Origin of the sequence: Anaeromyxobacter sp. SG66 (assembly GCF_022690805.1) — a bacterium.
GTDB lineage: Bacteria > Myxococcota > Myxococcia > Myxococcales > Anaeromyxobacteraceae > Anaeromyxobacter > Anaeromyxobacter soli.
In genome coordinates this window covers 1-12,245 of the sequence record NZ_JALCZC010000010.1, presented here as the reverse complement: position 1 = coordinate 12,245, position 12,245 = coordinate 1, and the positions used below count along the sequence as shown (strand labels likewise).

Annotated in this window: 10 protein-coding genes; 2 read left to right on the top strand and 8 right to left on the bottom strand. The window is 75.0% G+C overall.

Annotated features, from left to right (window positions below; translation table 11 throughout):
- Window positions 1-29: 29 nt before the first annotated feature.
- The 4 genes from glnA to MNZ39_RS05085 all read right to left on the bottom strand — a co-directional run bounded on the left by glnA (window position 30) and on the right by MNZ39_RS05085 (window position 4,659).
- Window positions 30-1,454 (bottom strand): type I glutamate--ammonia ligase, encoded by a 1,425-nt coding sequence (gene glnA / locus MNZ39_RS05100; protein WP_242335500.1) that lies wholly within the window; start codon window positions 1,452-1,454, stop codon window positions 30-32.
- 257 nt (window positions 1,455-1,711) lie between these two features.
- On the bottom strand, window positions 1,712-3,166 hold the full coding sequence (locus MNZ39_RS05095) for a sigma-54 dependent transcriptional regulator (RefSeq protein WP_242335497.1): 1,455 nt from the start codon (window positions 3,164-3,166) through the stop codon (window positions 1,712-1,714).
- A 90-nt stretch (window positions 3,167-3,256) separates the two neighbouring features.
- Window positions 3,257-4,312: a nitrogen regulation protein NR(II) gene (locus MNZ39_RS05090; protein WP_242335494.1), complete on the bottom strand. Its 1,056-nt coding sequence runs from the start codon at window positions 4,310-4,312 to the stop codon at window positions 3,257-3,259.
- An 8-nt stretch (window positions 4,313-4,320) separates the two neighbouring features.
- Entirely contained in the window at window positions 4,321-4,659 is a 339-nt protein-coding gene (locus MNZ39_RS05085) for a P-II family nitrogen regulator (RefSeq protein ID WP_012099225.1), read from the bottom strand.
- Window positions 4,660-4,956: 297 nt separating this feature from the next.
- Here MNZ39_RS05085 and MNZ39_RS05080 point away from each other — a divergent pair, with 297 nt between their 5' ends.
- Window positions 4,957-6,048 carry an alpha/beta fold hydrolase gene (locus tag MNZ39_RS05080; RefSeq protein WP_242335491.1) on the top strand — a complete coding sequence of 364 codons (1,092 nt, stop codon included), beginning with the start codon at window positions 4,957-4,959 and terminating at the stop codon, window positions 6,046-6,048.
- Window positions 6,049-6,057: 9 nt separating this feature from the next.
- Entirely contained in the window at window positions 6,058-7,509 is a 1,452-nt protein-coding gene (locus MNZ39_RS05075) for a PAS domain-containing sensor histidine kinase (protein ID WP_242335488.1), read from the top strand.
- A 16-nt stretch (window positions 7,510-7,525) separates the two neighbouring features.
- Here MNZ39_RS05075 and MNZ39_RS05070 read toward each other — a convergent pair whose 3' ends face one another.
- The 4 genes from MNZ39_RS05070 to MNZ39_RS05055 form a co-directional block, all read right to left on the bottom strand.
- The gene (locus tag MNZ39_RS05070; RefSeq protein ID WP_242335485.1) at window positions 7,526-8,047 is read right to left on the bottom strand and encodes a GDYXXLXY domain-containing protein; all 522 of its coding nucleotides are present in this window, start codon (window positions 8,045-8,047) and stop codon (window positions 7,526-7,528) included.
- Complete coding sequence (locus MNZ39_RS05065) at window positions 8,034-9,341, bottom strand: DUF2157 domain-containing protein (protein ID WP_242335482.1); 1,308 nt, start codon at window positions 9,339-9,341, stop codon at window positions 8,034-8,036. The genes MNZ39_RS05070 and MNZ39_RS05065 overlap by 14 nt, the downstream gene beginning before the upstream one ends.
- A gap of 96 nt (window positions 9,342-9,437) precedes the next feature.
- Window positions 9,438-10,937, bottom strand: a complete 1,500-nt coding sequence (locus tag MNZ39_RS05060; RefSeq protein WP_242335479.1) for a hypothetical protein — start codon at window positions 10,935-10,937, stop codon at window positions 9,438-9,440.
- A gap of 79 nt (window positions 10,938-11,016) precedes the next feature.
- A partial coding sequence (locus MNZ39_RS05055; protein ID WP_242335477.1) for a phosphatidylserine/phosphatidylglycerophosphate/cardiolipin synthase family protein occupies window positions 11,017-12,245 on the bottom strand: 1,229 nt, incomplete at its 5' end.

The following is a 12,245-nucleotide window of genomic DNA, read 5'->3' as shown; positions in this document are numbered from 1 at the left end:
ACATCTGACGCGCGCGCGCAGCGCGCGCATCAGATGTCGAAGTAGAGGGCGAACTCCATCGGCGAGGGGCGCATCCGGACGGGGTTCACTTCCTTGTCGTACTTGTACTGGATCCAGGTCTCGATCACGTCCTCGGTGAAGACGTCGCCCTTGAGCAGGAACTTGTGATCGCGGCGGAGGCACTCGAGCGCCTCGTCGAGCGAGCCCGGCATCTTCGGGATGTCCTTCAGCTCCTCCGGCGACATGCCGTAGATGTCCTTGTCGAGGGGCTGGCCGGGGTTGATCTTGTTCTCGATGCCGTCGAGGCCGGCCATGAGCATGGCCGCGAACGCGAGGTAGCCGTTCGAGGACGGGTCGGGCGAGCGGAACTCGATGCGCTTCGCCTTGGGCGAGGGCGAGTACATCGGGATGCGGATCGAGGCGGAGCGGTTGCGCGCCGAGTAGGCGAGGTTCACCGGCGCCTCGAAGCCCGGGACGAGCCGCTTGTAGGAGTTCGTGCCGGGGTTGCAGAGCGCGGCGAGCGCCGGGCCGTGCTTCAGGATGCCGCCGATGTACCACATGGCGAGATCCGAGAGGCCCGCGTAGCCGTCGCCCGCGAAGAGCGGCTTGCCGCTCTTCCAGATCGACTGGTGCACGTGCATGCCCGAGCCGTTGTCGCCGTAGAGCGGCTTCGGCATGAACGTCACGGTCTTGCCGTGACGGCGGGCGACGTTCTTGATGATGTACTTGAACCACTGGAGGTTGTCGGCGCACTTCACGAGCGACTCGAAGCGGATGTCGATCTCCGCCTGGCCGGCCGTGGCGACCTCGTGGTGCTGGCGCTCCACGTGGATGCCGACGGACTCCATCACCCGGCACATCTCGGTGCGGAGGTCCTGCTGCGAGTCGGTCGGGGCGACCGGGAAGTAGCCCTCCTTGTAGCGGGGCTTGTAGCCGAGGTTGCCGCCGGCCTCTTCACGGCCCGTGTTCCACTGCCCCTCGCCCGAGTCGACCTTGTAGAAGGCGTGGTTCACGCCGTGGTCGTAGCGGACCTCGTCGAAGATGAAGAACTCCGGCTCCGGGCCGAAGAACGCGGTGTCGCCGATGCCGGTGGACCTCAGGTACTTCTCGGCCTTGATGGCGATGTTGCGCGGGTCGCGGGAGTAAGGCTCCTTCGTGATCGGGTCGACCACGTTGCAGATGAGCGAGAGCGTGGGCTCCGCCATGAACGGGTCGATCACCGCGGTCTCGGCGTCCGGCATGACGAGCATGTCGGAGGCGTGGATCGCCTGCCAGCCGCGGATCGAGGAGCCGTCGAACCCGAGGCCGGCCTCGAAGACCTCCTCGGACAGCTCGTAGAGCGGGATCGAGAAGTGCTGCCAGATGCCGACGAAGTCCATGAACTTCAGGTCGACGTAGGTGGCCTTTCTCTCCTTCGCGAGGTCGAGGGCCTGCTTCGGCGTCATCTTCGGCATCGGGTCTTCTCTCCGTGAGTCGGTGGGGGGAACGGGCGGGGGGATAGCACGCTGCATGCCACGCCCCGGATCGCGAAGGCAGCCCTGATCCAGGCGGGGCCCGCCTCCTCCTGCGTGCCCGCTGGGCAGCGTGCTGCCCGGATCTCGGGCAGCGGGCCGCAGTCTGCCCCGTTCCCGGGCGCCGTTCCACGAGGGCCCGGCGGGCGGGCGCCTTCCCCGGGGCCGCCCTCGGCGAGTCCGGGCAGGCGGGCGGACGGCTACTTCGCCTTCATCCCCAGCGCGCGCATGCGCTCGCGCAGGGTGTTCCGGTTCATGCCGAGGAGCTCCGCGGCGCGGAGCTGGTTGCCGTTCGTGCGCGCCAGCGCGGCGGCGAGGAGCGGCGCCTCGAGCGTGGCGAGGGCGGCGTGGTAGCGGCCGCCCTCCGGCGCGGGCGCGTCGAGGATCGTCTCCACGAGGCCGTTCAGGCCGCGCTCCTGGCCCGCCGCGACGGGCAAGAGGCCGGCGAGGTCCTTCGCGCCGAGGCGCGGACCGGCGAGCTTGAGGAGCGCGCGCTGGACGACGTTCTGCAGCTCGCGCACGTTGCCAGGCCAGGGGTGGCCCGCGAGGAGCGGCTCCGCGTCGCGCCCCAGCGCCACCGGGCGCCCCTTCAGCTGCTCGCCGTACTTCGCGACGAAGTGGCGGGCGAGGAGGATGACGTCGCCCTCGCGCTCGCGGAGCGGCGGGAGCCGGATCGGCACCACCGCGAGCCGGTAGTAGAGGTCGCGCCGGAAGCGGCCCTCCTCGACGGAGCGCGCGAGATCGGCGTTCGTGGCGGCGACGATCCGCACGTCCACCGCGAGGGGGCGGGTGCCGCCGACGCGATCCACCTCGCGCTCCTGCAGCACGCGCAGGAGCTTCGCCTGCAGCTCGATCGGCATCTCGCCGATCTCGTCGAGGAAGAGCGTGCCGCCGCTCGCGAGCTCGAACTTGCCGGGCCGACGCTCCACCGCGCCCGTGAAGGAGCCCTTCTCGTGGCCGTACAGCTCGCTCTCGATGAGGTCCTTCGGGATCGCGGCCATGTTGACCGTGATGAAGGGCCCGCGCGAGCGGGTCGAGTTCGCGTGGACGGCGCGGGCGACGAGCTCCTTGCCGGTGCCCGACTCGCCCATGAGCAGGACGGTCATCTCGGTGCGCGCGACGCGCCCGATCTCCTTGTAGACCTCGATCATCGCCGCCGAGCGGCCGATGAGGGTCTCCGGCAGCGCGATCTCGCTGTAGCGGCGCGGCTCCGCGTTCGCGTCGAGGTGGCGCTCGAGCCCGCCGGGCTCGGCCACCTCGTGGCCGTTCGCGCCCTCCGGCTCGGCCGCCGCGAGGTCGCGCACGAGCTTCTCGACGCGGGCGAGGTCGAAGGGCTTGCCGAGGTAGTCCGCGGCGCCGCGCTTCATGGCCTCGACCGCCGAGCGCATCGTGTCCTCGGCGGTCATCACCACGATGAAAGGGGAGTCGGAGCGCCCGCCGATCTCGCCGAGCAGCTTGAACCCATCGTCCCCGGGCAGCCGCACGTCGAGGAGCACGAGGCCGACGCCGTTGCGGCCGCCGCCGAGCGCGCGGAGCTTGTCGCGGGCCTCCTCGGCGCTGCCCGCCTCCTCGAACGGCACGCCCGCGCGCTCGCACGTGCGCGCGAGCACGAACCTCACGGAGGGTTCGTCGTCGACGATGAGGACCTTGCGCACCACGCCTCCGGTCAGGATCTGCCGCCTGGCTTAAGCAAGGACGGGGCCAGCGCGCCACGCGCCGGGCGGCCGCCGCCCCCTCGCGCGCCCTCAGACGTCGAGCGGCACGTAGACGTTCGCCTCGGCGCCTCCGGCGGCGCGGTTCTTCACCTCGATGCGGCCGCCGTGCGCCTCGACGATGCGGCGCGACACGGCGAGGCCGAGCCCGGTGCCGTGCGGCTTCGAGGTGGCGAACGGCGTGAAGAGCCGGGGTAGCATCGCCTCGGCGATGCCCGGGCCGTTGTCCTGGACGGAGATGCGCGCGAGCGGCCGGGTGCGCCCGCTCGCGGCGCGCAGCCGGAGCGAGGAGGCCGCGGTCTCGAGCACCACCTGGGCGCCCGCCCGGCCGGCCACCGCGTCGAGCGCGTTGCGGACGAGGTTCAGCATCACCTGCGTGAGCTTCTCGGCGTCGCCGTGCAGCTTGGGCAGCGACGGGTCGTAGCGCTCGACGAACGTGACCTTCTCGGCGCCCGGGATGCCGCGAGCGAGCACGAGGACGTCCCCCACCACGTCGTGGAGGTCGACCGGCCCGGTCTGCAGCGCCGCCGGGCGGGCGAGGTCGAGCAGCTCGCGCACGAGCCCGTCGACGCGCTTCGCCTCCCGCGCGATCACCGCCGCGTACTCGCGCGCCGGGCCCTCCGCCTCGCGGGCGAGGAGCTCGGCCGAGCCCTGCAGGCCGGCGAGGGGGTTGCGGATCTCGTGCGCGAGGCCGGCGGCGAGCGCCTCGAAGTCGAGCGCGCGCTCGGAGGCGCGCGGCACGCGCAGCACGATCACCGTCCCCACGCAGGCGGGGCCGTCGAGGAGCGGGCCCGCCTCGACCGACACCGCGATGCCCGGGTCCTGCGGGCTCGGGTAGTCGATCGACTGGCTCTCCTGCGAGATGCGCACGCGCTCGGAGAGGATCGCGAGCTGCGCGCCGCCGGGGAGCGCGCGCACCGGCAGGTCGACGGCGCGCTCGCGGCTGCGGCCGAAGAGCTCCTCCGCGGCGGGGTTGAGGTGCACCACCCCGCCGTCGGCGCCCACGATCACCACCGCGTCGGCGATCGAGTCCACCGCGGCGCGGGCGAGCGCCGCCGGCAGCGGGGGAGCCTTGCCGTTCCGGGACAAGCTCCCGCCTACAACGCCTCGTCGCCGCGCTCGCCGGTGCGGATGCGGATGACCTCTTCCACGGGCAGCACGAAGATCTTGCCGTCGCCGATGCGGCCGGTCTTGGCGGCGCGCTCGATGACCTCGACGACGCGGCCGACGAGCTGGTCGGAGACGACGACCTCGACCTTCACCTTCGGCAGGAAGTCCACGACGTACTCGGCGCCGCGGTACAGCTCCGTGTGCCCCTTCTGGCGGCCGAAGCCCTTCACCTCGGTGGCGGTCAGGCCGGCGACGCCCACCTCGGAAAGAGCCTGCTTCACCTCGTCCAGCTTGAACGGCTTGATGATCGCCTCGACCTTCTTCACGGCGCACCCCTGTGGGTAAGTGTCTGTTTTTCCACGCTACGCCCGGCCCTGGCCGCCGGTCAACGCGCCCGACGGAACTGCTCCCGCCTGCTCACCCTGCGGGCGTGCTGCCTGGAATTCGAGCAGGCTGCTGCACGAGAACCAGACAGCAATCTTCTCACCGGCTTCGCTTCCTCGCGCGTCCCACGCAGAGACGGCCGAGTGCAGAGCTTCGACCGTTCGAGCGAGGGCCACGGGAGCCTGGGCTGCAACCGTCAGGCCACGCCCCGCGGCGCTCCCGGCTACAATCCGCGCCCGATGTCCGGCCCTCTCCTCGCGCTGCTCGCCGTCGCCGCGCTCGCGGTCCTCACCGCCCTCCACTACGCGTTCTGGCAGTGGCGTCTCGCCGCACCGCCGGGCGAGGACGAGGTCGTCCCCGCGCGCACCGGCGACGGCTGGACGCTCGCGCTCGGCCGGCGCCGCCCGCGCGGCCCGGCGCGGCGCCCGCCGGTGCTGCTCGTCCACGGCATCGCCATGAACCGGCAGGCGCTCGACTTCGGCGTGGAGCGCTACTCGCTCTCCGCGTTCCTCTCCCGCGCCGGCTTCGACTGCTTCGCCCTCGACCTCCGCGGCCACGGCGGCTCGCGCCGGGGGCCGACCCGGCGCTGGGACCTCGACACCTACCTGCGCGAGGACGTGCCCGCCGCCCTGGACGCGATCCGCGACGCCACCGGCGAGGCGCAGGTCCTGTTCGTCGGCCACAGCCAGGGCGCGCTCCTCGGGATGGCCGCCTGCGCGCTCTACCCGGAGCGGGTCGCCGCGCTCGTGGCGCTCGCCGCGCCCGCGCACTTCGACGTCCAGGAGCGGCTCCGCGCGGTGGTGAAGCTCCGCCACCTGCCGCTCGGCGGGTTCCTGCGGCTCGGCTCGCGGCTCCTCGCGCCGTTCTCCGGCTACTGGCACCCCGCCGCGGCCGATCTCGCCATCAACATGCGGAACGTCGAGCGGCCCGTCTACCGGCGCATGCTCGCGAACGCGATCGAGAACCTGCAGCCCGGCGTGCTCGCCCAGTTCGCCGCCTTCGTGCGGGAGGACTCGTTCCGCTCCATGGACGGCAGTCGCGACTACCGCGCGCTGCTCGCGAGCGCTCGCCAGCCCGCGCTCTTCGTCTCCGCCGAGAAGGACGGGCTCGCGCCGCCCGCCGTGGTCGAGGCCGCCTTCCGGCGCTGGGCCGGGCCGAAGCGCTACTGGAGCTGCGGCCGGGACTACGGCCACGGCGACGTGCTCCTCGGACGGAACGCGCCGGAGGTGGTGTTCCCGATGGTGCGCGACTTCCTCCTCGAGCAGAGCGGCGCGCTTCCCGCCGAGGGCGGCGTGGCGGGGCGGTCGTCTGCCGCGCCCGTGCCGGGGTAGCATCGCCCGGTGCGCCTCCGCTTCGCCCTCGCCGCGCTCCTGCCCGCGCTCCTCTCCCTCGCGGTGATGGCGCTCGTCGCCGACCGGCTCGCCCGCCGCGCGCTCGACGACGAGCTCTCGGCGCGCCTCGTGGTGGCCGCCCGCGCCGCCGCCGCCGCGCTGCCCGCCGACCGCGTCGCCCGGCTCGAGGCCGGCCAGGAGTCGACCCGGACGTACGGCCACATCCGCGCGCGCCTCCTCCCCGTGGCGCGCGCGACCGGGACGCGCCTGTTCGTGGTTCGCCCGGACCGGACCGCGCTCGTGGACTCGGAGGGGCGGATCCCCATCGGCGAGCCCGTCCCCGCGCTCGAGCGAGATCGCTTCGAGATCGCCGAAGCTGCCGCCGGGCGGGCGATGGCGAGCCAGATCCTGTTCGAGGGCTCGGATGGGCGGCTCTACAAGACCGGCTACGCCCCGCTCGCCGACGAGGCGGGCAACGTCCTCGCGGTGGTGGGCGCGGACGGCAACGCCGCATCCTTCGTGACGCTGCGCCGCTTCCGCCGGCTCCTCGGCACGGTGGCCATCGCCGGCGCGGTGCTCGGCGCGCTCGTCGCCGCGCTCGCGTCGCTCTCGGTCACCCGCCCGCTCACGCGCCTCACCGAGGCGGCCCGCCGCATCGCGCGCGGCGACCTCGAGACCCCGCTGTGGCGGCGGGAGCGGCACGACGAGATCGGCACGCTGCGCGACACGCTCGAGGAGATGCGGCGGGCGCTCCGCGCGCGCGACGAGGAGCGCGAGACCCTGCTCGCCGGGATCGCCCACGAGGTGCGGAACCCGCTCGGCGCGCTCGACCTCTTCGCCGGGCTGCTCGCCGAGGAGCTCCAGGGCGGCCCGCAGGCGCCGCACGTCTCGCGCATCCAGAGCGAGCTCGCCGCGCTCTCCAAGGTGGTCGAGGAGTTCCTCGACTACGCGCGCACCAGGCCGCCCCTGCGCGAGCCGGTGGACCTGCGCCTCCTCGTGGCCGAGGTGGCGGACCTCGCCGCCCCGCTCGCGGCGCAGCGCCAGGTGTCGGTCTCGTTCGACGGCGAGGGCGAGGCGAAGGCCGACCGCGAGCAGCTCCGGCGCGCGGCGGTGAACCTCGTGCGGAACGCCGTGGAGGCCGCGCCGGCTGCGAGCGAGGTGGAGCTCGTGGCCCGCGCCGCCGACGGCGAGGCGACGATCGAGATCCGCGATCGCGGGCCGGGGCTCGCCCCGGACGCGCGGGCGAGCCTGTTCCGGCCGTTCTTCACGACGAAGGAGAAGGGCACCGGCCTCGGCCTCGCGCTCGCGAAGAAGGTCGCGGACGCGCACGGCGGGACGCTCGCGCTCGAGGAGCGCGAGGGGGGCGGCACGGTGGCGCGGCTCGCGATCCCCGCGGAGCCCACCGCCACGCGGACGCTCACCGGCCGCGCCCACCGCGGGGCCGGCGCGGCGCACGGCTGAACGTCCTCGCTGCGGCTCACTCGGCGAGCACGCGCTCGCCGTCGCGCAGCCTGAGGAGCGCGACGTTCCCCGCCCCGTCCACCCGCAGGTCGACGAGGGCCTTCCCCCGGCGCGCGCGCAGGGCCTCGTCCACCGCGGCGCGGCGGCTCTCCGGGACGTAGAAGCGCCCCGCCGAGACGATCTCGAGCCCGCGCCGCGTCATCACCGCGCGGAGCGCCACGCGCCCGCTCGCGCTCGCGGGCGGCGGCTCGCGCGCGACGCCCACGGCGCGCCAGGCGGGCACGGCGTGCTCCACCACGACGAAGGCCGTGTCACCCGGGGCGAGCTTCGCCTCGACGAGCCCGGGGGGCGACTCCGCGGCGTAACGGAGGGTGGCGTAGTAGCCGGAGAGGACGTCGAAGGGATCGAACGGCACGGTCTCGAGCGTCACCACCGTGCCGTCGAGGCGCGCGCGCACCTGGCGGAGGGGGATCGCCGCCAGGATGGCGACCTGCAGGGCGAGGACGGCGGCGAGCCGCAGGGGGCTACGCGAGCGCATGGTCCACCTCCTCGCGCTGGGCGCGGCGCCGCTCGAACGCGACGCCGGCCACGAGGACCAGGACGCCGCAGGCGATGAACGCGGCGCCCTTCAGCCACAGGCGCGTCTCGATCTCGAGGAAGCGGCTCGCCACGAGCACGCCCGCCACCGCCATGCCCTCCCAGAACGGCCCGCGCGAGAGCCAGGACAGCCCGCGCACGATGCGGCCGATGGCGAGGAACGCGAGGGCCAGGTTCGCGACGAGGGTGGCCCCGCGGCCGGCCTCGAGCGAGAGCCCCGCCACCACCGCGAGCACGGTCGCGGCGAGCAGCATCGCCTCGCCCCGGGCGAGCGGGTCCACGTCGTCGCGCCGGAGCCCCGCCGCGAGCCCGGCGCCGGCGGCGGCGAGGAGCGGCACGACGCCGAGCGCGAGGTCGCGCGTCACGCCCTGCTCGAGCCGCAGGTGGCTCGCCAGCTCGTGGAACGACAGGAGGTAGGCCGCGCCGTAGAAGGCGAGCCGCCCGAGGAGGCGGGCCGCCGCGCCGAGCGGGAGCCGCGCCGGATCGCGCACGACGAGGGCCGCCGCCGCCAGCGCGGCGCCGAGCGCGGCGATCATGGGGAGGACGGCCGCGTCGGCGTGGAGCGCGTCGAGCGCGCTTGCGAGCGTGAGCGCGACGCCCACCGCGCCGACGACGAGGAGCGCGCGCGAGCGCGCCCGCCAGGCGAGGCCCGCGGCCGCCGCGGCGCCGGCGTGGCCGAGCGCGATCCCAAAGAGCCCGTGATCGCTGGCGAGCCCGGGCCCGAAGAGCCACAGCCCGCCCACCGCGGCGAGGAGGAGCTGCGGGACGCTGTCGTAGAGGAGCGCCGCCGCGAGCGCTCCCACGGTGAAGGCGCCGAAGGCGCCCCACCAGGCGCCGGAGACCTGGAAGATCTGGGCGACGAGCCCGATGCTCGCGCCGAACACGAGCGTGCCGAGCACCGTGAGGGCGTGGCCGAGCCGCTCCGAGCGGCCGCTCTTCCACAGCCAGAAGCCGGCGACGTGCGCGGAGGCCATCGCGACGCCGAGCGTGGCGAGCTTCGCGGCGGCGCTCATCGCCTCCCAGTGCCAGGCGACGAGCGACACCACGCCCGCGCCGACGAGCAGCGCGCCGAGCACGTACACCGCGAGGAAGCTCGGCCCGCCCGGCTCCGCGCGGGCGAGGTCGTAGCGCGCTGCGAGCGCGCGGGCGGCCTCGTCGCTGACGAGCCCCTCCGTGCGCCAGGCGGGGAGCTCCCGCCGCAGCCCTTCGCGGAACCCCCGGGATGTTCGTTCCATGGCGCCCCCTTCGCGGAGGCGAGCGTACCACCGCGGGAGCGGGCCCGGCGCGCGATGGCGACGCCCGCTTCCTGCGCGCGGCCGCGCACGCGCGCCTCAGCGCGCGGGATTCTGGACCGGCACCGGCGCCGCGCCGCAGCGCCCGCGCAGCCGCTCCGCGCGCTCGAGCCACGGCGCGCGCGCGACGTCGGACGCGTCCTCGGGCACGAGCTCGAGCGCGCGCTCCGCGGTCTCGAGCGCCTCGGGGCAGCGCCCGAGCGCCTCGAGCACGCCCGCGCGCGTGTCGAGGATCATGGGGTCGCCGGGAGAGAGCGCCGCCGCCCGCTCGGCGAGCGGCAGCGCCGCGCGCGCGTCGCCGCGGAGGAGGAGGTTCCAGGCGAGGTTGTTCGCCGCCATCGCGCTCTTGGGCGCGACCTCCACCGCCCGCTCGAGCGCGTGGAACCGCTCCGCCTCGAGGCCCGCGGGGCGCGCCGCCGCGGCGAGCCAGAGCCAGGCGCGCACGTCCTCCGGGTGGCTCGCCACCGCGCGCCGCGCGAGGGGGAGCGGCTCGAGGCCGTCGAGCGCGGCCTTTACTTGAAGTCCCAGCACGTGATCGGGATCCTCGGCGAGCGCCTCCTCCATCTCCGCCCGCTCCGCCGCGCCGGCGCGCGCGTCGCCGCGGGAGAACCGCGTGAGCGCGAGGCGCGTGGCGTGCACCTCGCCGGGCGAGAGGGTGCGCGCGCGCGGAGCGGCGCGGACCGGGTCGACCGGGACGGCGATGCGGGGGCGCTCGCCCCCGGGCGCGAGCGCCGCCCGCGCGTGCTGCAGGAGCGCCGGATCGAGCGTCTCGGGGTGGCCGCCGGCGGGATCCCAGGCCGGGAACACCTCCCGCCAGGCCCGGGCCGGCTCCTCGGCGCGCGCGAGGCGGCGGCGCAGCTCCGCGAGGCGCTCCGGCTCGCGCGCGAGGAGGTAGTGCACGAGGACGGTGGCGGTGTCGTGGTAGCGCCCGTCGTGAGGGCGTCCGTCCCACGTGAAGAGCTCGGGCACGCTCACCGGGTGCGTGAGGAACCCGCGCGCGCGGTGCGCCGGCAGCGGCCCGAACACGGGCCGCCCCGTCTCGTCCCGCTCCGCCTCGGCGAGCCCGGCGAGCCCCTCTCCGAACCAGCGCGGCTGGCGCGGGTAGGCGTGGTACGCCACGACGTGCGTGAGCTCGTGGGCGACGAGGCGCCGCGCCGCGGGGCCGAGCGCGCCGGGCAGGACGATCACCGGCTCGCCGAGGCCGTTGTGCGAGAAGAGCGCGCGCAGGCCGGGCGGCGCGAACTCGTCGAGCTCCTCCGGGGTGCGGAAGGCGACGACGCGCACGAGGCCTTCGAGCCTCGGCGCGTCGCGGGGGAAGAGCGCCGCGACGACCCACGCGTGCACCTCCTCGAGCTCGCGCGCGAGCTCGACCGCCTCGCCCCGGCGGACGTCCGAGGAGACGACGAAGTGCTCAGTCGTGAGCTCGCTCCACGGCGGGCCGCCCCGCGCCGGGCAGACGAAGCGCGCCCCGGGACCGGGCGCGTGGGCGCAGGCGGCGAGGAGCGCCAGGCCCGCCGCGGCGGCGCGTGCTCGAGACATGCGCCCGGAGCATAAGGGCCCTCCCCGGTCGCCGGCTCCGCCTCCGCGGGGCACCTCCCGGCGCGGGAGCGGCGTCGGGTCACAGGTAAGGCGAGAGGAGCCGGGCCACGCCGTCGCGCAGCTTCACGGGCAGCGTACGGGCGTCCACGTCGGCGAGCGTCACCTCGCGGGCGCGCGCGATGCGCTCCTCGGCGAGCGCCTCGGTCCGGGCGGCGAGGTTCGGGTCGTAGCACTCCACCGCCAGCTCGAAGTTGAGCCGCAGGCTGCGCGGGTCCCAGTTCGCCGAGCCCACGAGCGTCCAGACGGAGTCCACCACCATGAGCTTCGTGTGATCGAACGGAGGCGGCGTCATCCACACCCGGCAGCCGCGGTCGAGGACCTGCCAGAGCTGCGCCGTCTGCGCCCACTGCACGAGCGGCAGGTTTCCCCGTTCCGGCAGCACGACGTCCACCGCCACCCCGCGCATGGCCGCCACCGAGAGCGCGGTGATGAGCCCGGGGTCGGGCAGGAAGTACGGCGTCACGATCCGCACGCTCCGCCGCGCCGTCGCGAGCGCGCCGAGGAGCACCCAGCGGATCGCCTCGAAGTCCTCGTCGGGGCCGTCCGCCACGCCGCGGGCCACCACCTCCCCCGCGCGCCGGATGGGCGGGAAGAACGCGTCGCCCTCGAGCGACTCCCCCGTCGTGAAGAGCCAGTCCTCGGCGAAGGCGCCCTGCAGGTGCGCGACCACGGGCCCCTCGACCTTCACCTGCAGATCCATGAACGGCGGTCCGCCGCCCGGCGGCGGGAGGAAGTCGTCGCGGACGTTCATCCCGCCGGTGAACCCGACGCGCCCGTCCACGACGAGGATCTTGCGGTGGTTGCGCAGGTTCACGAAGGGCAGGAAGGCGGGGGTGACCCGCGGGAGAAAGAGTTCGGTGCGGATGCCGCGCCGGTGCAGGCGGGTGTGCACGGGCGGGAACCGGTAGCGCGCCCCGACGGCGTCCACGAGGACGCGCACGGTGACGCCCCGCGCCTGCGCCCGCGCGAGCGCCTCCGCGAAGGCCTCGCCCGCGACGCCTGGGTCGAAGATGTAGGTGCAGAAGGTGACCGAGCGCCGCGCCGACTCGATCGCGGCGATCATCGCCGGATAGGCCACCGCGCCGCCGGGCAAAAGCTCCACGGAGTTGCCGGCGAGGAGCGGCCGGCGCACGACCGCGTCGCCGAGCGCGTGCAGGCCGGCGAGGTGCGCCGCCTCCGGCGCGAGCGGCGCCGCGGGCGCGGCCTCGTCCCCCGGCGCGCGCGCGCGGCGCTCGGGCAGCCGCAGCT